This is a genomic window from Streptococcus sp. 68, from assembly GCF_013277415.1.
Classification (GTDB): domain Bacteria; phylum Bacillota; class Bacilli; order Lactobacillales; family Streptococcaceae; genus Streptococcus.
Map to the genome: position 1 here is coordinate 270415 of NZ_VMMX01000010.1, position 24187 is coordinate 294601.

At 37.8% G+C, this 24187-nt stretch carries 24 protein-coding genes; 18 read left to right on the top strand and 6 right to left on the bottom strand.

Translation table 11 applies throughout. The features are described from left to right. Positions 1-52: 52 nt before the first annotated feature. The 9 genes from infA (at position 53) to HT720_RS06150 (ending at position 5388) form a co-directional block, all read left to right on the top strand. Positions 53-271, top strand: coding sequence for a translation initiation factor IF-1 (gene infA, locus HT720_RS06110; protein ID WP_001029883.1), 219 nt, complete (start codon positions 53-55; stop codon positions 269-271). Positions 272-295: 24 nt separating this feature from the next. Further along, on the top strand, positions 296-412 hold the full coding sequence (gene rpmJ, locus HT720_RS06115) for a 50S ribosomal protein L36 (protein WP_001808836.1): 117 nt from the start codon (positions 296-298) through the stop codon (positions 410-412). A 17-nt stretch (positions 413-429) separates the two neighbouring features. Beyond that, positions 430-795 carry a 30S ribosomal protein S13 gene (rpsM, locus tag HT720_RS06120; RefSeq protein WP_000090781.1) on the top strand — a complete coding sequence of 122 codons (366 nt, stop codon included), beginning with the start codon at positions 430-432 and terminating at the stop codon, positions 793-795. Positions 796-812: 17 nt separating this feature from the next. Continuing rightward, complete coding sequence (gene rpsK / locus HT720_RS06125; protein ID WP_001118385.1) at positions 813-1196, top strand: 30S ribosomal protein S11; 384 nt, start codon at positions 813-815, stop codon at positions 1194-1196. A 42-nt stretch (positions 1197-1238) separates the two neighbouring features. After that, positions 1239-2174, top strand: a complete 936-nt coding sequence (locus HT720_RS06130) for a DNA-directed RNA polymerase subunit alpha (RefSeq protein ID WP_000568988.1) — start codon at positions 1239-1241, stop codon at positions 2172-2174. A gap of 11 nt (positions 2175-2185) precedes the next feature. After that, positions 2186-2572: a 50S ribosomal protein L17 gene (gene rplQ / locus HT720_RS06135; protein WP_000331493.1), complete on the top strand. Its 387-nt coding sequence runs from the start codon at positions 2186-2188 to the stop codon at positions 2570-2572. A gap of 264 nt (positions 2573-2836) precedes the next feature. Continuing rightward, positions 2837-3103, top strand: coding sequence for an ACT domain-containing protein (locus HT720_RS06140; protein ID WP_000644126.1), 267 nt, complete (start codon positions 2837-2839; stop codon positions 3101-3103). A gap of 9 nt (positions 3104-3112) precedes the next feature. Then, complete coding sequence (locus HT720_RS06145; protein ID WP_173274971.1) at positions 3113-4450, top strand: PFL family protein; 1338 nt, start codon at positions 3113-3115, stop codon at positions 4448-4450. A 245-nt stretch (positions 4451-4695) separates the two neighbouring features. Continuing rightward, the gene (locus HT720_RS06150; RefSeq protein WP_166731303.1) at positions 4696-5388 is read left to right on the top strand and encodes a histidine phosphatase family protein; all 693 of its coding nucleotides are present in this window, start codon (positions 4696-4698) and stop codon (positions 5386-5388) included. Positions 5389-5490: 102 nt separating this feature from the next. On the opposite strand, the gene HT720_RS06155 is transcribed toward HT720_RS06150, so the two are convergent. From HT720_RS06155 to HT720_RS06180, 6 genes are all read right to left on the bottom strand, one after another. After that, positions 5491-7149, bottom strand: coding sequence for an iron ABC transporter permease (locus HT720_RS06155; RefSeq protein ID WP_100104102.1), 1659 nt, complete (start codon positions 7147-7149; stop codon positions 5491-5493). Continuing rightward, a complete protein-coding gene (locus tag HT720_RS06160) occupies positions 7139-8230 on the bottom strand; it encodes an ABC transporter ATP-binding protein (RefSeq protein ID WP_023939666.1) in 1092 nt (363 codons plus the stop codon). Before HT720_RS06160 ends, HT720_RS06155 begins: the two co-directional genes overlap by 11 nt. Positions 8231-8242: 12 nt before the next feature. Beyond that, positions 8243-9289, bottom strand: a complete 1047-nt coding sequence (locus HT720_RS06165) for an ABC transporter substrate-binding protein (RefSeq protein ID WP_050242606.1) — start codon at positions 9287-9289, stop codon at positions 8243-8245. Positions 9290-9400: 111 nt separating this feature from the next. Then, a complete protein-coding gene (locus HT720_RS06170) occupies positions 9401-10174 on the bottom strand; it encodes a response regulator (RefSeq protein ID WP_173274972.1) in 774 nt (257 codons plus the stop codon). Beyond that, on the bottom strand, positions 10167-11816 hold the full coding sequence (locus HT720_RS06175; protein ID WP_084928772.1) for a histidine kinase: 1650 nt from the start codon (positions 11814-11816) through the stop codon (positions 10167-10169). Before HT720_RS06175 ends, HT720_RS06170 begins: the two co-directional genes overlap by 8 nt. Before the next feature lie 174 nt (positions 11817-11990). Then, entirely contained in the window at positions 11991-12767 is a 777-nt protein-coding gene (locus tag HT720_RS06180; protein ID WP_000406170.1) for a glycyl-radical enzyme activating protein, read from the bottom strand. A 121-nt stretch (positions 12768-12888) separates the two neighbouring features. Here HT720_RS06180 and HT720_RS06185 point away from each other — a divergent pair, with 121 nt between their 5' ends. The 9 genes from HT720_RS06185 to leuS all read left to right on the top strand — a co-directional run bounded on the left by HT720_RS06185 (position 12889) and on the right by leuS (position 24142). After that, entirely contained in the window at positions 12889-13635 is a 747-nt protein-coding gene (locus HT720_RS06185; protein ID WP_173274973.1) for a DeoR/GlpR family DNA-binding transcription regulator, read from the top strand. 12 nt (positions 13636-13647) lie between these two features. Further along, complete coding sequence (locus HT720_RS06190; RefSeq protein ID WP_001070838.1) at positions 13648-14628, top strand: sugar-binding transcriptional regulator; 981 nt, start codon at positions 13648-13650, stop codon at positions 14626-14628. Positions 14629-14823: 195 nt separating this feature from the next. Beyond that, positions 14824-15144, top strand: a complete 321-nt coding sequence (locus tag HT720_RS06195) for a PTS lactose/cellobiose transporter subunit IIA (RefSeq protein WP_000402908.1) — start codon at positions 14824-14826, stop codon at positions 15142-15144. A gap of 33 nt (positions 15145-15177) precedes the next feature. Next, the gene (locus HT720_RS06200) at positions 15178-15486 is read left to right on the top strand and encodes a PTS sugar transporter subunit IIB (protein WP_173274974.1); all 309 of its coding nucleotides are present in this window, start codon (positions 15178-15180) and stop codon (positions 15484-15486) included. A 16-nt stretch (positions 15487-15502) separates the two neighbouring features. Then, positions 15503-16801 (top strand): PTS sugar transporter subunit IIC, encoded by a 1299-nt coding sequence (locus tag HT720_RS06205; protein ID WP_173274975.1) that lies wholly within the window; start codon positions 15503-15505, stop codon positions 16799-16801. A 150-nt stretch (positions 16802-16951) separates the two neighbouring features. Next, the gene (locus tag HT720_RS06210) at positions 16952-19390 is read left to right on the top strand and encodes a glycyl radical protein (RefSeq protein ID WP_173228900.1); all 2439 of its coding nucleotides are present in this window, start codon (positions 16952-16954) and stop codon (positions 19388-19390) included. A gap of 18 nt (positions 19391-19408) precedes the next feature. Continuing rightward, positions 19409-20077, top strand: coding sequence for a fructose-6-phosphate aldolase (locus HT720_RS06215; protein ID WP_173228902.1), 669 nt, complete (start codon positions 19409-19411; stop codon positions 20075-20077). Between the two features lie 17 nt (positions 20078-20094). After that, positions 20095-21183, top strand: a complete 1089-nt coding sequence (locus tag HT720_RS06220) for a glycerol dehydrogenase (RefSeq protein ID WP_164226681.1) — start codon at positions 20095-20097, stop codon at positions 21181-21183. 457 nt (positions 21184-21640) lie between these two features. Beyond that, positions 21641-24142 (top strand): leucine--tRNA ligase, encoded by a 2502-nt coding sequence (gene leuS / locus HT720_RS06225; RefSeq protein WP_173228904.1) that lies wholly within the window; start codon positions 21641-21643, stop codon positions 24140-24142. Positions 24143-24187: the final 45 nt, after the last annotated feature.

Below are 24187 nucleotides of genomic sequence, written 5' to 3' on the forward strand. Positions count from 1 at the left end.
GTTGTCTCTGTGTCTAGAGGCATCGAATCGAAATTTATGGAGGTGCTTTTGCGTGGCAAAAGACGATGTGATTGAAGTTGAAGGCAAAGTAGTTGATACAATGCCGAATGCAATGTTTACGGTTGAACTTGAAAATGGACATCAGATTTTAGCAACAGTTTCTGGTAAAATTCGTAAAAACTATATTCGTATTTTAGCGGGAGATCGTGTTACTGTCGAAATGAGTCCATATGACTTGACACGTGGACGTATCACTTACCGCTTTAAATAATCGAAAAACTTGGAGGGATAAGAAATGAAAGTAAGACCATCGGTCAAACCAATTTGCGAATACTGTAAAGTTATTCGTCGTAATGGTCGTGTTATGGTAATTTGCCCAGCAAATCCAAAACACAAACAACGTCAAGGATAAGATAGAAAGGAGAAAACATGGCTCGTATTGCTGGAGTTGACATTCCAAATGACAAACGCGTAGTAATCTCATTGACTTATGTTTATGGTATCGGACTTGCAACATCTAAGAAAATTTTGGCTGCTGCTGGAATCTCAGAAGATGTTCGTGTACGTGATCTTACATCAGATCAAGAAGATGCTATCCGTCGTGAAGTGGATGCAATCAAAGTTGAAGGTGACCTTCGTCGTGAAGTAAACTTGAACATCAAACGTTTGATGGAAATCGGTTCATACCGTGGTATCCGTCACCGTCGTGGACTTCCTGTCCGTGGACAAAACACTAAAAACAACGCTCGCACTCGTAAAGGTAAAGCCGTTGCGATTGCTGGTAAGAAAAAATAATATAGGAGGTAAAAGTCTTGGCTAAACCAACACGTAAACGTCGTGTGAAAAAGAATATCGAATCTGGTATTGCTCATATTCACGCTACATTTAATAACACTATTGTTATGATTACTGATGTGCATGGTAATGCAATTGCTTGGTCATCAGCTGGTGCTCTTGGTTTTAAAGGTTCTCGTAAATCTACACCATTCGCTGCTCAAATGGCTTCTGAAGCTGCTGCTAAATCTGCACAAGAACACGGTCTTAAATCAGTTGAAGTTACTGTAAAAGGTCCAGGTTCTGGTCGTGAGTCAGCTATTCGTGCGCTTGCTGCCGCTGGTCTTGAAGTAACAGCAATTCGTGATGTGACTCCAGTGCCACACAATGGTGCTCGTCCTCCAAAACGTCGCCGTGTATAATCATCGCATTACACTGCTTTTCGTTTAAGAGGGAGTAACTAAATGATCGAGTTTGAAAAACCAAATATAACAAAAATTGATGAAAATAAAGATTATGGCAAGTTTGTAATCGAACCACTTGAACGTGGCTACGGTACAACTCTTGGTAACTCTCTTCGTCGTGTACTTCTAGCTTCTCTACCAGGAGCAGCTGTGACATCTATCAACATTGATGGTGTGTTACATGAGTTTGACACAGTTCCAGGTGTTCGTGAAGACGTGATGCAAATCATTCTGAACATTAAAGGAATTGCAGTGAAATCGTACGTTGAAGACGAAAAAATCATCGAACTGGATGTTGAAGGTCCTGCTGAAGTAACAGCTGGTGACATTTTGACAGATAGCGATATTGAAATTGTAAATCCAGATCATTATCTCTTTACAATCGGTGAAGGTTCTTCCCTAAAAGCGACTATGACTGTTAACAGTGGTCGTGGATATGTACCTGCTGATGAAAATAAAAAGGATAATGCACCAGTTGGAACACTTGCTGTAGATTCTATTTATACACCAGTTACAAAAGTCAACTATCAAGTGGAACCTGCTCGTGTAGGTAGCAATGATGGATTTGACAAACTAACCCTTGAAATCTTGACAAATGGAACAATTATTCCAGAAGATGCTTTAGGGCTTTCAGCACGTATTTTGACAGAACATCTTGATTTGTTTACAAATCTTACTGAGATTGCTAAGTCAACTGAAGTGATGAAAGAAGCTGATACTGAATCTGACGACCGTATTTTGGATCGTACGATTGAGGAACTGGACTTGTCTGTGCGTTCATACAACTGTTTGAAACGTGCCGGTATCAATACTGTGCATGATTTGACAGAAAAATCTGAAGCAGAGATGATGAAAGTACGAAATCTTGGACGCAAGAGTTTGGAAGAAGTGAAACTCAAACTCATTGATTTGGGTCTTGGATTAAAAGATAAATAAAGGAGGAATACATGGCTTACCGTAAACTAGGACGCACTAGCTCACAACGTAAAGCAATGCTTCGCGATTTGACAACTGACCTTTTGATCAACGAATCAATCGTGACAACTGAAGCTCGTGCTAAAGAAATCCGTAAAACTGTTGAAAAAATGATTACTCTAGGTAAACGTGGTGATTTGCATGCACGTCGTCAAGCAGCTGCTTTCGTACGTAATGAAATCGCATCTGAAAACTATGATGAAGCAACTGATAAGTACACTTCTACTACAGCACTTCAAAAATTGTTCTCAGAAATCGCACCTCGTTATGCTGAACGTAACGGTGGATACACTCGTATCCTTAAAACTGAACCACGTCGTGGTGATGCAGCGCCAATGGCGATCATCGAATTAGTATAAAATCATCAATTTTGTTGAGTGTTATGATGATGGAGTCTTGTGCTCTTAGTCTAGCTCTGGTCTACCGCTAGGATTTCGGTCCTAGCGGGAACACTCATCATAAGTTGGGATAGTAGACGCTTGTTTACGAAATTGTTTTTTTCTTAAGAACAACTTCGTAAGCAGGCGTTTTTGAGTATTTTAGTTAGAATTATGCTATACTATTTGAAAAGAATCCTGTTTAATGTTCAGGTTTCCTATTAAAAGAAGAATTGGAGTTTGCTTATGAAAGCGATTATAACTGTTGTTGGTAAAGATAAATCTGGAATTGTTGCAGGTGTTTCTGGTAAAATTGCAGAATTGGGTTTGAATATTGATGATATCTCTCAAACTGTCTTGGATGAATATTTCACGATGATGGCTGTTGTCTCTAGTGATGAAAAGCAGGATTTTACTTATCTGCGAAATGAGTTTGAAACTTTTGGGCAAACTTTGAATGTGAAAATCAATATTCAGAGTGCAGCGATTTTCGAAGCTATGTATAATATCTAGGAGGTGCATATGGATATTAGACAAGTTACTGAAACCATTGCTATGATTGAGGAGCAAAACTTCGATATCAGAACTATTACCATGGGGATTTCCCTTCTGGACTGTATCGATCCAGATATCAATCGTGCTGCAGAGAAAATTTATCAAAAGATTACGACCAAGGCGGCTAATTTAGTGACTGTTGGTGATGAAATTGCAGCGGAGTTGGGAATTCCAATCGTTAATAAGCGTGTATCGGTGACACCCATTTCTCTGATTGGGGCAGCGACAGATGCGACGGACTACATAGTTCTGGCAAAAGCGCTTGATAAGGCTGCGAAAGAGATTGGTGTGGACTTTATTGGTGGTTTTTCAGCCTTGGTACAAAAGGGTTATCAAAAGGGAGATGAGATTCTCATCAATTCTATTCCTCGCGCTTTGGCCGAAACGGACAAGGTCTGCTCGTCAGTCAATATCGGCTCAACCAAATCTGGTATTAATATGACGGCTGTGGCAGATATGGGACGAATTATCAAGGAAACGGCAAATCTGTCTGATATGGGGGCAGCTAAATTGGTTGTATTTGCTAATGCTGTTGAGGACAATCCGTTTATGGCGGGTGCCTTCCATGGTGTTGGGGAGGCAGATGTTATCATCAATGTCGGAGTTTCTGGTCCTGGTGTGGTGAAACGTGCCTTGGAAAAAGTTCGTGGACAGAGCTTTGATGTAGTAGCCGAAACCGTTAAGAAGACTGCCTTTAAAATCACTCGTATCGGTCAATTGGTTGGTCAAATGGCCAGTGAGAGGCTGGGTGTGGAGTTTGGTATTGTGGACTTGAGTTTGGCGCCAACTCCTGCGGTTGGAGATTCTGTAGCACGTGTCCTTGAGGAAATGGGGCTAGAGACAGTTGGTACGCATGGAACGACGGCTGCCTTGGCTCTCTTGAACGACCAAGTTAAGAAGGGTGGAGTTATGGCCTGCAACCAAGTCGGTGGTTTGTCTGGTGCCTTTATTCCTGTTTCCGAGGATGAGGGGATGATTGCTGCAGTGCAAAATGGCTCTCTTAATTTGGAAAAACTAGAAGCCATGACGGCTATCTGTTCCGTTGGTTTGGATATGATTGCAATTCCGGAGGATACACCTGCTGAAACCATTGCGGCTATGATTGCAGATGAAGCGGCAATTGGTGTCATTAACATGAAAACAACAGCTGTTCGTATCATTCCAAAAGGAAAAGAAGGCGATATGATTGAGTTTGGTGGCCTATTAGGTACGGCTCCAGTAATGAAAGTCAATAGAGCTTCGTCTGTTGATTTCATCTCTCGCGGTGGACAAATCCCAGCACCAATTCATAGTTTTAAAAATTAAGAAAATAGGAGAAAATTTTAAGCTCTATTTAAGGTTGGATGTGTATACTATAATCATTAAATAAAGACCTCCTAATATTATTTGAAACAGATAATACTGATTTAGTTTGAATTTGATTTTCATCTAATATCTTTATTTAATAGAACTCCTAAACTTTTTCATAATAATCTCCTGCAAAAGTCGCCTGTATGGGTGGCTTTTGTTTTATCATCCATGATATAATAGAAGCAAACGGAGGACGGAAAATGGTAAAAGTACGATTGTATTTGGTACGTCATGGCAAGACCATGTTTAACACGATTGGTCGCGCGCAAGGTTGGAGCGACACTCCCTTAACAGCTGAAGGTGAGCGAGGGATTCAAGAATTAGGAATCGGTTTGCGAGAATCTGGTTTGCAGTTTGAGCGCGCTTATTCCAGTGATTCTGGCCGCACCATTCAGACAATGGGAATTATCCTTGATGAACTTGGTTTGCAGGAAAAAATCCCTTATCGAATGGACAAGCGGATCAGAGAATGGTGTTTTGGTAGCTTTGACGGAGCTTATGATGGTGATCTTTTCATGGGCATTATTCCTCGTATCTTTAATGTGGACCACGTTCACCAATTGTCTTATGCTGAACTGGCTGAGGGTTTGGTAGAGGTCGATACAGCTGGTTGGGCTGAAGGCTGGGAAAAACTCAGTGGCCGAATCAAGGAAGGTTTTGAAGCAATTGCCAAAGAAATGGAAGAACAAGGTGGGGGCAATGCCCTCGTTGTCAGCCACGGAATGACTATTGGAACCATTGTTTATCTGATCAATGGTATGCATCCACATGGTCTTGATAATGGTAGCGTGACGATCCTTGAATATGAGGACGGCCAGTTTAGCGTAGAAGTTGTCGGCGACCGTAGTTACCGGGAACTAGGACGTGAGAAGATGGAGGAAGCCTCTATTTAATCAGTTTAGACTTGCTTGCTCTGAACTAGGGATTTGATAAGAATATCAAGATAAGAAAAAACAGCCGAGGGTAATCCTTTCGGCTGTTTTTGATGGGGAAAACTAAAGTGTAATGCTGTTGCTTTTAGAGATTTTCATGAACAAGAGCAAGGAACCTACTGTTAGAACAGTCAGGATAGTTGACAAGGCTGCGGCTACACCGTAATTTCCTCTGAGAACTTCTGTATAAATGGCTACAGTCATTGTTCTTGTTTTGACATTGTAGAGGAGGATAGAAGTAGAGAGTTCTGAAATCATTGTGACCCAAGATAAGATGGCTCCAGAAATAATACCAGATAGCATCATTGGAGTTGTAATCTTGGCAAAGGTATTGAGACGGCTACTTCCTAAGCTTTCAGCGGCTTCTTCAATACTTGGTGCTATTTGTTGCAAGCTAGCAACAGATGAACGAATAGTATAAGGTAATCTTCTGACAGATAGAGACATAATCAAGATGAAAGCAGTCCCTGTAATCATAAGAAATCCACTTCCAAATAGACCAGTATTGAAGGAAGAAATGAAGGCAATCCCTAGAACGGTTCCTGGTACAATATAAGGAACCATACTGAGGCTGTCAATTAAGTTTGTAAACAAATTCCGTTTTCTAACGGCTAGGTAGGAGATAAATGTTGCGAATAGGACAACTAGGACTAAGGCAATCAAAGGGATACGAATGGTATTGAAAATAGCAGAGCCCATACGATTGAAAGCTACCTTGTAACTGTTTAGAGAATAACCTTTGACAAATACCATACCTGATGTTTTTAGGAAAGAGGTATAAATTAAGTAGATTTGAGGTAAAACAGAGATAAAGATAATTCCGTAAACTGTTGCATAAATGGCAGCCATTTTTCCTTTTGTAGTTTTTTTAGGCTCAATTGGATGGAGCGAATTCATGCTGAAACTGTAGCGGTTTGCAATGTGTTTTTGGATAAGGAAAATTGCCAAGGCAATGATAATCGCCATAATGGCTAAAGCAGATGCAAAAGCAGAATTTCCTCCAACTTCGCTAATGAATTGGGTATAAATCAAGACGGGGAAAGTCCGATATCCTTCACCAATTAACATAGGCGTTCCAAAGTCTGAGAATGCTCTCATAAATACAAGTAGGGCAGCAGCTAGTAAGGTTGGAACTAGGAGAGGTAAAACAACCGTTACGATACGCTTAAATCCGAAGGACCCCATGCTTTCAGCAGCTTCAAGTAGAGAATTGTCAATACTTTTCATTGTCCCAGCAACGTATAGAAATACCAGTGGGAATAGTTGCAGAGTAAAGACAAGTACAATTCCTTTGAATCCATAAATATCGATAGCTGGAAGATGAAGGGTATTTGTCAGGAATTTAGTAATGACCCCATTTCGTCCCAGCAAGAGAATCCAGGAGTAGGCTCCCACGAAAGGAGCTGACATGGAAGCAATGATAATCAATATTTGTAGAAATTTCTTCCCCTTGAAGTCATACATAGAGAAGAGATAAGCTAATAGGGTTCCTACAACTAAGGAAGTGACAGTAGCGGTAATGGAAACCTTGAAACTGTTGACAAGTGTCTCAGAGTAGTAGGCTTTACTAAAGAAAGTGACAAAATTAGCTAGTGAAAATTGTCCCTCATGTATGAGTGCTTGCTTGAGCACGGTAACGATAGGATAAACGAGAAAGACAAGATAGGTAAGAAAGATGAAGAAAGAGGAGGCTGTCCAAATATTTAGTTTTTTACGTTCCATGGTTGACTCCTTTTATCAGGTTTTGCGAACCATCTGCAGAAAAGACGTTTAATTTTTGAGTATTGATTCGTAGACGAATACGATCGCCTTTTTGTAGATCTTCTTCAAAAGTTGATTCTTCGCTAACTTGAATTTTTGAGGCAAAGCCTGTCTCGATGAAATATTCAGTATTTAGTCCAAGATAGACGCTATCGCTAATAGTTCCTTCAATATCTCCAGATTCATCTTTGATAAACTCTTCAGGACGAATGCTTACATGAATAGCTTGTGCCTCAGCCTGATCAAGAGCTGGCATTCGAAGAGCATAGCCATCTGAAAAGACTATATAAGCGCCGTCGCTCCGTTTTTCAAGAGTGGCAGGGATAATATTTGTGCGTCCGATAAAGGTTGCTACAAACTCATTAGCTGGTTTATGATAGAGTTCTTTTGGCCGACCGATTTGTTGGATGACTCCGTCTTTCATAACAGCAATTTGGTCTGAAATAGCCATGGCTTCTTCTTGGTCATGGGTTACATAGACGGTTGTAATTCCCACTTCGTGTTGGATTTCTCGAATGGCTTGACGCATATCCAAGCGAAGTTTGGCATCTAGGTTACTAAGTGGCTCGTCCATGAGGAGAACACTTGGATTAACGGCTAAGGCGCGTGCCAAGGCGACACGTTGTTGTTGTCCACCACTGAGTTTATCGGGCTTCCGATCCGCATATTGAGCAATTTGCATGAGTTCAAGATACTTGTTGGTCTGTTGAATCAATTCTTCTTTTGGGACCTTCTTTTGCTTAAGACCAAAAGCAACATTGTCTCGGACAGTCAAATGTGGGAAAATAGCGTAGTTTTGGAAAACCATGCCGATATTGCGTTTGCTGGGTTCCATATTATTGATTTTTGTATCATCGAAGTAAAATTCTCCACCTTCGATACTGTTGAAACCTGCAATCATACGAAGAAGGGTCGTTTTCCCACATCCTGAAGGTCCAAGAAGGGTAAAGAGACTTCCTTTTGGAATTGTAATGTTCAAATTCTCAATAACAGGGACATCGTGGTAGATTTTTTTGGCGTTAATAATTTTGATCTCACTCATAGTGAACCTCTTTTACTGTTTAGATTGGATATCTGTAAAGACTTCGTTGTATTTCTTAACAATATCTGATTTATTCTTGATGACATAATCATAATCTTCAGTGAGTGTTTTGATTTTGTCAATTGGTTTCATATTTTCACTTGTTTTAGCATTTTTACGAACAGGACGGTTAGTAGTAGTTGTACCAAGTGTATCTTGTACTTCTTGAGAAATAATAAAATCGATAAATTTCTTGGCATTTTCCATATTTTTCGCTTTTTTAACGATAGCAGCACTAGCAGGTAGGAAGACGGTTCCTTCTTTTGGATAGACTACCTTGATATTAGCCCCGTCATTTAAGAGTTTAACTGCTGGATCTTCATAAGAGAGACCAACAGCCATTTCTCCGTCAGCGACTGCTTTATAGACACCAGATGAGCTTGATCCGATTTTACCATCAATAAGTGTGAAGAGATCTTTTACATAAGACCATGCTTTATCGTCTTTGTAACCACCTTGAGCTTGTAGCATATTTGTTAATTGAGCAAAGGCGCTAGAAGAGTTTGCTGGGTCAGCAGTTGCGATTTTTCCTTTTAGTTCAGGTTTGAGAAGGTCGCTATATCCTTCAATGTTCATGCCTTTCGTTAAATCAGGATTGACGATTAAAACACTACCATCTAGTGTATAAGGAGTAGAGTAGCCAGTTGTGTTTTGATATTCTTTGATAACATTATCATTTTCTTTTGAAGTATAGTTTTCAAAGAGTTCTCCGTGGGTAGCATATTGTGTGTAAGAACCACCAAAGATAACATCGGCCACAGGAGCTTCTTTTTCTGATTCTAGTTTTTTGAAAAGTTCTCCAGTACCAGCTTGAATCAGTTCTACTTTGATACCATATTTTTCTTCAAAGGCAGGAATAGTTGCTCCAATTAAGCCCTCTGAGTTTGGTGAATAAACGACTAGCGAACCACCGTCTTCTTTATCAGATGAACCGCCATCGGCAGATTCATTAGAAGAACAAGCAGCAAGACCAAAAAGAGCTAGTCCGCAAGCAGCATAATACATCCATTTCTTTTTCATGATGGATACCTCCGTTGTGTTATTTAAGTTTATTTTAAAACAATGTAAGCGTTTTTAAAACCGACAATTCTATTCTATTAGAGTAAAATTCTCTACAAAAAGAAGAATAGCTTATTTTACTATTCTTCCGAGTGATTTCAATTCCTTTGGGGAAATATGGAGATACTTTTTAAATACTTTAGCAAAATATTTATAGTCTGAAAATCCAACTTGATCAGAGATGTCGCTTAGAGGGGAGTTGGGAGATTCAGCCATTTTATCTATAGCTTGCTTGAGGCGGTAGCGTAAGATATATTCATTTAGCGTCATTGGGAAGTATTCTTTGATAACCTTATATAGATAGCTTTCACTGTATCCAAGATTCTCTGCAATGGTAGAAATGGTAAAGTGCATGTAGTAGTGTTGATGCACAAATTCAAGAATTTGCTGAATGATTTGGTTTTGTGTATCAATTTGTTGGATGGAGGTGAGTAAAGTTTGATATTCTTCTAAAAAAGGAGTTTCTTGATAAGTGCTAACTCGTAATCGCAAAACAATTTTTTGAAGACATTCTGTCAACTCCTTGGTATCAATTGGTTTGGATAAGAAATCAACTGCTCCATATTGCATGGCTTTTTTGGCATTTTGAAAATCGTTATAACCTGATAAGATAACTTTTTCATAAGAAAGGGTACGAGTGGCTTCGAACATCATGAAAGCATCCATAATTGGCATTGTGATGTCTGTTAAGACAATATGAGGTTCTTTTTCTTGGATGAGTTTCATTCCCTCTTGACCGTGACTAGCAGTTCCTACAACTTGGATACCTAAGGCAGAGTAGTCTACGGCAATCTCTAGCCATTTTCGAATGAGGTGTTCGTCTTCTACGATAATGAGCTTAAACATGAGTTAGTCCTTTCGTTATAAATTTGACCCAAGTTTCTCCTCGGCGATTGACTCCTAAATCTAGCTGGACATCAGAAAAGAAATTGCTCAATCGTTTATAGCTGTTAACGATGCCATGCTGGGTATGAGGGCTTTCTAAAGAGTCTAAAATAGCGAGTCGCTCTTGTTTTGTGAGTCCTCCAGCATTATCCTTGACTAAAAAAGTTAGAGAATCTGCTTCCAAGGTAATTTGGATATCAATATGAAGATCAATACGGTATTGCATCCCATATTTTATAGCATTTTCTACTAGAGGAAGCAAGAAAAGTTTAGGAATAGGTTGATTATCGACAGTTTCTGGGCAGACAATATCATAGGAAAAGTGCTCAAAACGAATCTTATGAATAATAAGGTAATCCTCTATAATCTTTAAATCTTGGCAAATGGTTGTTTCTTTTTCTAAATCCGTGATACTGTAGCGAAGAATGCGCGTGAGGTTTTGAATCAGGTCTTGTGTGAGAGCGGCATCCATTAAAGAAGTGATTTTAATCGTCTCAAGTGTATTGTAGAGAAAATGAGGATTGAACTGAGCTTCCAGCATTTTTCTTTCAAAAATCCACTTTTCTTTTTCGATGGTCAACATTTTTTGATGAAGTTGATCTAATTCGTACAACATATTGTTGATTTTTTCTGCCATAAACTCAAACTCATCACCTGTTTGTAGATAAAGCCTTTTTTCTGCTTGTTTAGGAATTTCTTGAAGTTGGTAAACCAAACTTTCAATAGGAACAGCGTTGTGTGTAGCAATCTTATGAGCAATTCGTCTTGCTTGCCAGAAGTAGAGGAAGAATATACATAAGGTGAGAATGGAGGCTAGACCAAGTAAGCTAGGAATGGGAAAAAAGGATTGAAAAGTATAGATTGAAAAAATAGCACCGACTTTTTCTTTTTGAACAATAAGCGGTTCATTCGCATACCAGTGGGTGCGAGAGTGTAGGAGTTTTTCATCAAATTTTTCAAGAGTGGAACGAGTAAACTGATTTGTATTGTTGGAAAACATATTTCCAAAGCTATCGGTAATGATGTATTTAGAATTTATCATTGGGAAACTTGAGATGAAATCATTCTCATTTACGAAAGTAATAGTATAGGCCTTAACTCGTTGGTTTTGAAGTAGTGGTTTGATAAAGAGTGTGTAATGTTGCTTATCTGAAGAGAGTGCAATTTTTTCTGTAACTTTATCTTGAGAAGGATTTTGAATGAGCAGTTTTAGATAGTAGGGAGATAAAATACTTTCTTGATGATTTCGATTGGTACTAAATAGTAATTCACCTGTATCACTTAGGATAATGAGGTCAGAACTAAGTTTTAATTTAGCTTTTGTCTCGTAAAATAAGCTAAAAACTTCTCTCTCTGTGTGTTTGCCATCCAAAAATCCAGGAATCATTTTATAGTTCATAGTAGTCAGGAGCTCATTATTTGCTTCTTTCATCTCTTGAACTTGTTTGACAATCTGTCTCGTGTCTTTGGAGAGTTGTTGCTTTTGTAAAAAATAGGAAAAACCAAAAAGTAAAATGAGTAGTAAAAGAGAGGTCACAAAGGCTGCGATAGAGCTTCTATGGAGAATTTCTTTTTGGAGAGATTTTTTAAAGGAATGAGACATCCGCTACCTCCTTGGAAGGGTTTTCTGTTATAAGTATAGCAGTTTAAAAATTCTAGAGCAAGGTAAAATAGAAAAGGTTTGGCTAAAATTTTTTAGCTAAACCTTTTGAAAAGTTAAGTATGTATTATAGATGCTTGTTATCTGCAAATAGCTAGAGCATTTCAAGGAAATAAACTAGAAATAACAATTAATATGGTGGTTCAGAAATACCTTTTGATAATCAATAAGATCTTCAGGATGAAGTGCGTTGATTCCATCCATTTCATATTTCCGATTTAATAAACGATATTTGTTTTCACCAAATTGATGAAAAGGGAGTAGTTGAACTTGGTCGATATTTAATGAGTTAAATAGAGTAGCGAATTTTTCTGCATCCTCTAAACTATTGTTAAAATTAGGAATAACTGGGATTCTTAAAACGATAGTTTTATTTTGAGAAAAAGCATAATGAATGTTTTTAATAATCATTTGATTAAAAACCCCAGTCACTTTTTTATGTTTTATAGAATTATAATGTTTTAGGTCTGTGTAGATAAAATCCACATATTGAATTAAATCAATAAATTTTTCATGATCAACAAAGGCAGTAGTTTCAATGGCAGTGTGTATGTGATGTTCTTTAGCTGATTTTAAGATGGCTTTAGCAAATTCAAACTGAGCAAATATTTCACCTCCTGATAAAGTTAAACCTCCACCGGATTCTTCGTAAAATTCTTTGTCTTTTAATACCTCTGTAATAATTTCTTCTACAGTCTTTTCTTCACCGACTAAGGTGAATTTCTCTCGTTGAGCATCTTTCATTTTTTCAGGTTTCATTCTTTGAGATTCAGGATTAGAACACCATGGACAGCGCAGAGGACATCCTTTTAAAAAAACAGTTGTACGAATACCCGGGCCGTCATGAATTGAAAAGTGTTGAATATTAAAAATAATTCCTTTAGATATTTCCATAAGAGTTCCTCCTCTTTATAATTCTATCCTATCACAAAAACGAAAGAAAAACAATTACGAACGAAAGTTTAATTTGTTGTTTTTTGCTTTTTATTTTGGTAGAATAAAACGGAGGTGTAAAATGAAAAGATTGGAACAAATTATTAAATTAGTATCAGAATATGAAAAGATTGATGTTAATACATTATCGGAAAAATTAAATGTATCGAAAGTAACGATTAGAAAAGATTTAGATAAATTAGAGTCAAAAGGATTATTACACAGAGAGCATGGATGTGCTGTGTTAAATAGTGGAGATGACTTAAATGTACGCTTGTCAATTAATTATGAAATTAAGAGAAAAATTGTTCAAGAAGCAGTAAAATTGGTATCAGATAATGAAACAATAATGATAGAATCTGGTTCAACCTGTGCTTTACTTGCTGAGGAAATTTGCAAGCAAAAAAGAAATGTCACTATTGTAACAAATTCATTTTTTATAGCAAATTTTGTAAGAGGTTATGATTCATGTCGTGTTATTGTTCTTGGTGGAGAGTTTCAGAAAGATTCACAGGTTACCGTAGGACCTTTATTAAAAGAAATGATACAGACTTTTCATGTGCGTCAAGCTTTTGTTGGGACAGATGGCTACGATAAAGAGATGGGTTTTACAGGAAAAGATTTAATGCGCAGTGAGGTAGTTCAATATATTTCAGCAGCGTCGGATAAAGTCATTGTGCTAACTGACTCAAGTAAATTTGATAAAAGGGGTACAGTAAGAAGATTTGCTTTAAGTCAAGTCTATGAAGTAATAACAGACGAAAAACTTTCTAAACAAAATATAGCTACATTAGAAAATGCTGGGATAATGGTTAAGATAGTTTCGTAAGAGGTTAAGTGTATGAATCAAGATAGGAATAAACTGCTCTCTAAAATTGCTTATCTGTATTATATTGAAAACTTAAATCAGTCACAAATAGCAGCAAAATTAGGAATTTATAGAACCTCTATTAGTAGAATGTTAACAGAAGCAAGGAATGCAGGAATTGTTAAAATTGAAATAGAGAATTTTGATACCAATATGTTTAAGTTGGAAAATTATGTAAAAGAAAAATATGGTCTGGAAAGTTTGGAAATTATTCCAAATGAATTTGATGATAATCCAACAATTTTATCTGAAAGAATTTCTCAAGTTGCAGCAGGTGTCCTTAGGAATTTAATTGATGATAATATGAAAATTGGCTTTTCTTGGGGGAAAAGTTTAAGTAATTTAGTAGATTTAATCCACAGCAAAAGTGTCCGAAATGTTCACTTCTATCCTCTAGCAGGTGGTCCTAGTCACATACACGCTAAATACCATGTGAATACACTGATTTATGAAATGTCTAGAAAATTTCATGGAGAGTGTACATTTATGAATGCAACAATTGTGCAAGAAAATAAATTGTTAGCAGATGGTATTTTGCAATCAAGATATTTTGAAGATTTGAAAAATAGTTGGAAAGATTTAGATATAGTTGTGGTTGGGATTGGTGATTTTAGTAATAAAGGAAAACATCAATGGTTAGACATGCTTACAGAGGATGACTTTAAAGAATTGACAAAAGTTAAAACTGTAGGGGAAATTTGTTGTCGATTCTTTGATTCAAAAGGTAAAGAAGTTTATGAGAACTTACAGGAAAGAACGATAGCGATCTCTTTGGAAGATTTAAAAAATATTCCTCAAAGTTTAGCTGTTGCTTACGGTGATACGAAAGTATCTGCGATTCTTTCTGTCTTACGTGCTAATCTAGTAAATCATCTGATTACAGATAAAAATACAATTTTAAAAGTTTTAGAAGAAGATGGTGATTTTTCTTTTCGAAATATTTTATGCGAGTGAAAATGATAGACTGATCAGTTTATCGTTTTTTCTTTTTAGCTAATTGCACATTTGTGCTTATATAAATAAAAATTGTTTATTTGTTGATTTTTGGATTGACAAGTTTCTTATGTAGTTGTATTCTATAGTTACAAAAGAAAATTTTAAAATTTCAAATGAAAAAAGCTTTTTACATAGTGAAATGAGGAGGAATTTATGGAAATTATTGTTCCAGATCAAATTATCATGGGTTTAATTTTATATGCTGGCGATGCGAAACAGCATATTTATAAAGCGTTAGATTATATAAAAAACGGTACATGTGAACGATGTGAAGAAGAAATCCAGTTAGCTGATGCAGCCTTATTAGAAGCCCATAATCTACAAACAAAATTCTTGGCACAGGAAGCGTCTGGTACAAAGACAGAAATAACAGCTCTCTTTGTTCATTCACAAGATCATCTCATGACTAGTATGACGGAGATTAATTTAATCAAAGAAATTATTAGTTTGAGAAAAGAACTTCATAAAAAATAATACTAGAGTATTAACATAGAGGAGGAAAATATAATGGTGAAGATTGGTTTGTTTTGTGCAGCAGGCTTTTCTACTGGTATGCTTGTAAATAATATGAAAATTGCAGCTCAATCTAGTGGAGTTGAGGCAGAAATAGAGGCGTTTTCTCAGTCTAAATTAGCGGATTATGCCCCAAATCTAGATGTTGCACTGTTGGGGCCTCAAATTGCTTATACATTAGATAAATCAAAAGAAATTTGTGATAAGTGTGATGTTCCGATAGCTGTTATTCCGATGATGGACTATGGTATGTTAGATGGGAAAAAAGTATTAGATTTAGCCCTATCTTTAATTAGTGGGTAAGAAAAGGAGATTTATTATGGCAAAGGTAGATGTTCAAAAAATCATTGCACCTATGATGAAGTTTGTGAATATGCGTGGTATTATAGCTCTAAAAGATGGTATGTTAGCAATTTTGCCATTGACAGTAGTTGGGAGTTTGTTCTTAATTATGGGGCAATTACCCTTTGAAGGATTAAACAAGAGCATTGCTAGTGTATTTGGAGCAAATTGGACAGAGCCTTTTATGCAAGTCTATTCAGGAACTTTTGCTATTATGGGTCTAATTTCTTGTTTTTCAATTGCCTATTCTTATGCTAAGAATAGCGGAGTAGAGGCATTGCCAGCTGGGGTTCTTTCTGTATCTGCATTCTTTATTTTGCTAAGATCGTCTTATATCCCTAAACAAGGTGAGGCGATTGGGGACGCTATTAGTAAAGTTTGGTTTGGAGGTCAAGGAATTATCGGTGCTATCATTATAGGTTTGGTAGTAGGAAGTATTTATACCTTCTTTATAAAGAGAAAAATTGTTATTAAGATGCCAGAACAAGTTCCACAAGCTATTGCCAAACAGTTTGAAGCAATGATTCCAGCATTTGTAATTTTCTTATTTTCTATGATTGTATATATTTTAGCGAAGTCACTGACTAATGGCGGAACATTCATAGAAATGATTTATTCTGCTATTCAAGTTCCGTTGCAAGGTTTAACTGGATCTTTGTATGGTGCTATTGGAATTGCATTCTTTATATCATTTTTGTGGTGGTTTGGTGTTCATGGGCAATCGGTAGTAAATGGAGTAGTGACAGCTCTGCTTTTATCTAATCTTGATGCTAATAAAGCTATGTTAGCCTCTGGGAATCTATCATTAGAAAATGGAGCACATATTGTTACTCAACAGTTTTTAGATTCATTTTTAATTCTATCTGGTTCAGGAATTACGTTTGGTCTTGTAGTTGCCATGCTTTTTGCAGCAAAATCTAAACAGTACCAAGCGTTAGGGAAAGTAGCAGCTTTTCCAGCAATATTTAACGTAAATGAGCCAGTTGTATTTGGATTTCCGATTGTCATGAATCCAGTTATGTTTGTACCTTTCATTCTTGTTCCTGTACTTGCAGCTGTTATAGTATATGGAGCTATTGCAACAGGTTTCATGCAGCCATTTTCAGGAGTTACCTTACCTTGGAGCACCCCAGCTATTATATCAGGATTTATGGTTGGTGGATGGCAAGGTGTTGTGACTCAGTTATTAGTATTGGCGATGTCTACAGTGGTTTATTTTCCATTCTTTAAGATACAAGATCGTTTAGCTTACCAAAATGAAATCAAACAATCTTAGAGGCATTTGTGTGTTACTGTTAAACTCACACATTTGTGCTAAAAATTAGGGAGTTAGAGTTTTTCTAGTTAAAAGCTTGAAATTCTCTAAAAAATTAGGTATTATATTTTCGAAAGAAACAAAAATATTTTCGAAAGAAAGGTGCTTACGATGGTAAATAAAGAAGTAGCAAGAACAACAATCAAGACAGAATATTTTGGCAGCCTTACTGAAAGGATGAACAAATATCGAGAAGATGTTTTAAATAAAAAACCTTATATTGATGCTGAAAGAGCAGTTCTAGCAACACGCGCTTATGATCGATATAAGGAACAACCTAATGTCCTAAAACGCGCCTATATGCTCAAAGAAATTTTGGAAAATATGACTATCTATATCGAAGAAGAATCTATGATTGCGGGAAATCAGGCTTCTTCCAATAAAGATGCTCCTATTTTTCCAGAATATACGCTAGAATTTGTTCTCAATGAGTTGGATCTTTTTGAAAAGCGTGATGGAGATGTTTTCTATATTACTGAAGAAACAAAAGAACAACTTAGAAGTATTGCTCCGTTTTGGGAAAATAATAATTTACGTGCGAGAGCTGGTGCCTTGTTACCTGAAGAAGTGTCTGTTTATATGGAAACAGGATTCTTCGGTATGGAAGGTAAGATGAACTCTGGAGATGCTCACTTAGCAGTTAACTATCAGAAACTGTTGCAATTTGGTTTAAGAGGTTTTGAAGAGCGGGCTCGTAAAGCGAAAGCAGCACTAGATTTAACAGATCCAGCAAGTATTGATAAATATCATTTTTACGACTCTATATTTATCGTAATCGATGCTATTAAAGTATATGCAAATCGCTTTGTTGATCTTGCTAAAAGTTTAGCCGAAAATGCAAATCCTAAACGTAAGAAAGAATTACTTGAGATTGCAGATATTTGTTCTCGAGTCCCATATGAACCGGCAACTACTTTTGCAGAAGCTATTCAATCAGTTTGGTTTATTCAATGTATTTTACAAATTGAATCTAATGGCCACTCTCTTTCATATGGCCGTTTTGATCAATATATGTATCCATATATGAAGGCTGATTTAGAAAGTGGTAAAGAAACAGAAGATAGCATTGTTGAACGTCTGACAAATCTTTGGATTAAAACCATTACAATTAATAAGGTCCGCAGTCAAGCACATACATTTTCTTCAGCAGGAAGTCCTTTATATCAAAATGTTACAATTGGTGGACAGACTCGAGATAAGAAGGATGCTGTTAACCCATTATCTTATTTGGTATTAAAATCAGTTGCACAAACCCATCTACCGCAACCTAATCTAACTGTACGTTACCATGCAGGTTTAGATGCTCGTTTCATGAATGAGTGTATTGAAGTGATGAAACTTGGTTTTGGTATGCCTGCATTTAATAATGATGAGATTATCATTCCTTCTTTTATTGCAAAAGGAGTATTGGAAGATGATGCTTATGATTACAGTGCCATTGGATGTGTTGAAACGGCAGTTCCAGGGAAATGGGGCTATCGTTGCACAGGTATGAGTTATATGAACTTCCCTAAGGTTCTACTTATCACGATGAATGATGGAATTGATCCGGCTTCGGGTAAACGGTTTGCACCAAGCTTTGGTCATTTTAAGGATATGAAGAACTTTTCTGAATTAGAAAATGCTTGGGATAAAACACTAAGATATTTGACACGAATGAGTGTTATTGTTGAAAATTCTATTGATTTATCATTGGAACGAGAAGTTCCTGATATTCTATGTTCAGCATTGACTGATGATTGTATTGGTCGTGGAAAACACCTTAAAGAAGGTGGAGCAGTATATGATTATATATCAGGTTTGCAAGTTGGAATTGCAAATTTGTCGGATTCATTAGCTGCAATTAAAAAATTGGTATTTGAGGAAGAACGTATAAGCCCAAGTCAGCTTTGGTATGCACTGGAAACAGATTATGCCGGAGAAGAAGGTAAGGTCATTCAAGAAATGTTGATTCATGATGCACCTAAGTACGGTAATGATGATGATTATGCTGACAAATTGGTTACTGCTGCTTATGACATTTATGTTGATGAAATTGCTAAATATCCTAATACACGTTATGGAAGAGGTCCTATTGGAGGAATTCGTTATTCAGGGACATCTTCTATCTCAGCCAACGTAGGACAGGGACGTGGAACATTAGCAACGCCAGATGGACGCAACGCGGGTACACCGTTAGCAGAGGGTTGTTCACCATCACATAATATGGATCAACACGGCCCTACATCTGTTTTAAAATCTGTTTCAAAATTACCAACAGATGAAATCGTAGGTGGGGTTCTCTTAAATCAGAAAGTAAATCCTCAAACGTTAGCCAAAGAAGAAGATAAATTAAAACTAATTGCTTTGTTACGAACCTTCTTTAATCGTTTACATGGGTACCATATTCAATACAATGTTGTTTCCAGAGAGACGTTGATTGACGCTCAGAAACATCCTGAAAAACACAGAGATTTAATTGTTCGTGTTGCAGGATACTCTGCATTCTTCAATGTTCTTTCTAAGGCAACCCAAGATGATATTATAGGACGTACTGAGCATACATTGTAAAATAAAGAGGTTCTTTTTATGGAATTTATGCTTGACACATTAAATTTAGATGAGATTAAAAAATGGTCTGAAATTTTACCGCTAGCTGGGGTAACTTCAAATCCCACTATTGCAAAAAGAGAGGGTTCTATTAATTTTTTTGAACGAATCAAAGATGTAAGAGAATTGATTGGCTCTGCACCCTCTATTCATGTTCAGGTGATTTCTCAAGATTTTGAAGGCATCTTAAAGGATGCTCATGAAATTCGTAGACAAGCAGGAGATGATATATTTATCAAAGTACCTGTTACTCCGGCTGGATTACATGCAATAAAGGTGCTAAAAAAAGAGGGCTACCATATCACTGCAACAGCTATTTATACAGTTATTCAGGGATTATTAGCTATCGAAGCAGGAGCGGATTACCTAGCTCCATATTATAATAGAATGGAAAATCTGAACATTGATTCAAATTCTGTCATTCGTCAATTAGCTCTTGCTATTGATAGACAGAACTCTCCTAGTAAGATTTTAGCTGCATCCTTTAAAAATGTAGCACAAGTAAATAATGCTTTAGCTGCAGGTGCGCATGCTGTTACAGCAGGAGCAGATGTTTTTGAATCAGCTTTCGCCATGCCATCTATCCAAAAGGCGGTTGATGATTTTTCTGACGACTGGTTTGTTACTCAACATAGTCGTTCCATTTAGGTAGAAAGGAAACAAACATGAGAATTTTTGCTAGTCCTTCGAGATATATTCAAGGGGAAAATGCCTTGTTCGAAAATGCCAAATCAATATTGGATTTGGGGAATCGTCCTATTCTATTATGCGATCAGTTGGTTTATGATATTGTTGGAAAACGATTTGAAGATTACCTACATAGGTATGGTTTCCATATTGTTCTAGCCAAGTTTAATGGTGAAGCTTCTGACAATGAAATCAATCGAGTTGTTGCCTTGGCTGAGAAAGAAAATTGTGATAGTATTATCGGTCTTGGTGGGGGAAAGACGATTGATAGCGCAAAAGCTATTGCAGATTTGATTGAAAAGCCTGTTATTATTGCTCCAACAATTGCATCGACCGACGCACCTGTATCTGCTTTATCTGTTATTTATACAGATGAAGGTGCATTTGATCATTATCTATTTTATTCTAAAAATCCAGATTTAGTTTTGGTTGATACAAAAGTTATTTCACAAGCCCCTAAGCGTTTATTAGCGTCTGGTATTGCAGATGGTTTAGCAACTTGGGTTGAGGCGCGTGCGGTTATGCAGGCAAATGGAAAAACTATGTTAGGACAACAGCAAACGTTGGCTGGAGTTGCAATTGCGAAGAAATGTGAAGAAACGCTGTTTGCAGATGGTTTACAGGCTATGGCAGCTTGTGAAGCTAAAGTGGTGACACCAGCATTAGAAAATATTGTTGAAGCTAATACTTTATTGAGTGGCCTAGGTTTTGAAAGTGGAGGATTAGCTGCGGCGCATGCAATTCATAATGGTTTTACTGCATTGACAGGTGACATTCATCATTTAACACATGGTGAAAAAGTAGCTTATGGAACTTTGGTACAACTTTTATTGGAAAATAGACCTAAAGAAGAACTTGATAAGTATATTGAGTTTTACAAAAAAATTGGTATGCCAACAACTCTAAAAGAAATGCATTTAGATCAAGTTGGATATGATGATTTAATAAAAGTTGGTAAACAAGCAACTATGGAGGGTGAGACAATCCATCAGATGCCGTTTAAGATTTCGCCTTCAGATGTTGCTCAAGCTATCATCGCTGTAGACGCCTATGTAAATTCAAAATAAACAATAAGGACTACTGTTTTCCAAATGGTAGTCTTTTATTGATCCTCGTATTGTATCCGAAGCTCTTTATAAATCAGAAAGCAATACAGGTTGTTCAGCTATTTATTGTAAATACATTAATTAGTATTCCAGTCTTATCTTCGGTCTAAAATTAGTATTTTGTATTATAAGAGATAAGCTTCTTGTTGTGCTCTTTGATTTCCCGCATAACAATAAGATAAAAAAGTGGGTGATAGAGCAATTCATACTCAATGAAAATCAAAGAGCAAACTAGGAAACTAGCCACAGGCTGTACTTGAGTACGGCAAGGCGACGTTGACGTGGTTTGAATTTGATTTTCGAAGAGTATCAGAGTCATCAAAATTAATGAAATACAGTATACAGTTTTTTCTTTTAACACATTTCAAATTCCCTCAAAAATGGTATAATAGTAACATCACAAAATTGGAGAGAGACCATGAGTTTTTACAATCATAAAGAAATTGAGCCTAAGTGGCAGGGCTACTGGGCAGAACATCATACATTTAAGACAGGAACAGATGCATCAAAACCGAAGTTTTATGCTCTTGATATGTTCCCTTATCCATCTGGAGCGGGTCTGCACGTAGGACACCCAGAAGGTTATACTGCAACCGATATCCTCAGTCGTTACAAACGTGCGCAAGGCTACAATGTCCTTCACCCAATGGGTTGGGATGCTTTTGGTTTGCCTGCAGAGCAATACGCTATGGATACTGGTAATGACCCAGCAGAATTTACGGCTGAAAACATTGCTAACTTCAAACGCCAAATCAATGCGCTTGGATTCTCTTACGACTGGGATCGTGAAGTCAACACAACAGATCCAGACTACTACAAGTGGACGCAATGGATTTTCACCAAGCTTTATGAAAAAGGCTTGGCCTATGAAGCGGAAGTGCCAGTAAACTGGGTTGAGGAATTGGGAACAGCCATTGCCAACGAAGAGGTCCTTCCTGATGGAACTTCTGAGCGTGGAGGCTATCCAGTTGTCCGCAAACCAATGCGTCAATGGATGCTCAAAATCACGGCTTACGCAGAGCGCTTGCTCAGTGACTTGGATGACCTGGACTGGCCAGAGTCTATCAAAGACATGCAACGCAACTGGATTGGGAAATCAACTGGTGCTAATGTAACTTTTAAAGTAAAAGGAACAGACAAGGAATTTACAGTCTTTACAACTCGTCCTGATACCCTTTTCGGTGCGACTTTCACCGTTTTGGCTCCTGAACATGATTTGGTTGACGCTATCACAAGTCCAGAGCAAGCAGAAGCAGTAGCAGACTACAAACATCAAGCCAGCCTCAAGTCAGACTTGGCTCGTACAGACCTTGCTAAAGAAAAAACAGGGGTTTGGACTGGTGCTTATGCCATCAACCCTGTCAATGGCAAAGAAATTCCAATCTGGATTGCGGACTACGTCCTTGCTAGCTATGGTACAGGTGCAGTAATGGCTGTGCCAGCCCACGACCAACGTGACTGGGAATTTGCCAAACAATTTGACCTTCCAATCGTCGAAGTACTTGAAGGTGGAAACGTTGAAGAAGCTGCTTACACAGAAGATGGTCTTCACGTTAATTCAGACTTCCTAGATGGACTCAACAAAGAAGACGCAATTGCTAAGATTGTGGCTTGGTTGGAAGAAAACGACTGTGGTCAGGAGAAGGTTACCTACCGTCTCCGCGATTGGCTCTTTAGCCGCCAACGTTACTGGGGAGAGCCAATTCCTATCATTCATTGGGAAGATGGAACTTCAACAGCTGTTCCTGAAAATGAATTGCCACTCGTCTTGCCAGTAACCAAGGACATCCGTCCTTCAGGGACTGGTGAAAGTCCACTAGCTAACTTGACAGACTGGCTTGAAGTGACTCGTGAAGATGGTGTCAAAGGTCGTCGTGAAACCAACACCATGCCACAATGGGCAGGTTCAAGCTGGTACTACCTCCGCTATATCGATCCACACAACACTGAGAAATTGGCCGATGAGGATCTTCTCAAACAATGGTTGCCAGTAGATATCTACGTGGGTGGTGCAGAGCATGCTGTTCTTCACTTGCTTTACGCTCGTTTCTGGCACAAATTCCTCTATGACCTCGGTGTTGTTCCGACTAAGGAACCATTCCAAAAACTCTTTAACCAAGGAATGATTTTGGGAACAAGCTACCGTGACCACCGTGGCGCTCTTGTGGCAACCGATAAGGTTGAAAAACGTGACGGTTCTTTCTTCCATGTGGAAACAGGAGAGGAGTTGGAGCAAGCACCAGCTAAGATGTCTAAATCGCTTAAGAACGTTGTCAACCCAGACGATGTAGTGGAACAATACGGTGCCGATACCCTTCGTGTCTATGAAATGTTCATGGGACCACTTGATGCTTCAATCGCTTGGTCAGAAGAAGGTCTGGAAGGAAGCCGTAAATTCCTTGACCGTGTTTACCGTTTGATTACAAGCAAGGAAATTGTTGCGGAAAACAATGGCGCTCTTGACAAGGTTTACAACGAAACAGTCAAAGCTGTCACAGAACAAATCGAATCATTGAAATTCAACACAGCCATTGCCCAACTTATGGTCTTTGTCAATGCGGCTAACAAGGAAGATAAGCTTTATGTAGACTACGCCAAAGGCTTTATCCAGTTGATTGCGCCATTTGCTCCTCACTTGGCAGAAGAGCTCTGGCAAAGAGTTGCAGCAACAGGAGAATCTATCTCTTATGTAGCTTGGCCAACTTGGGATGAAAGCAAATTAGTTGAAGACGAAATTGAAATCGTTGTCCAAATCAAAGGAAAAGTCCGTGCTAAACTCATGGTAGCCAAAGACCTATCACGCGAAGAATTGCAAGAAATTGCTCTGGCTGACGAAAAAGTCAAGGCAGAAATTGACGGTAAGGAAATCGTGAAAGTGATTGCGGTACCGAACAAGCTTGTCAACATTGTTGTGAAATAAGATAGGAATCCTTCAGAGTAGAATCTGGGGGATTTTTTGAATCTT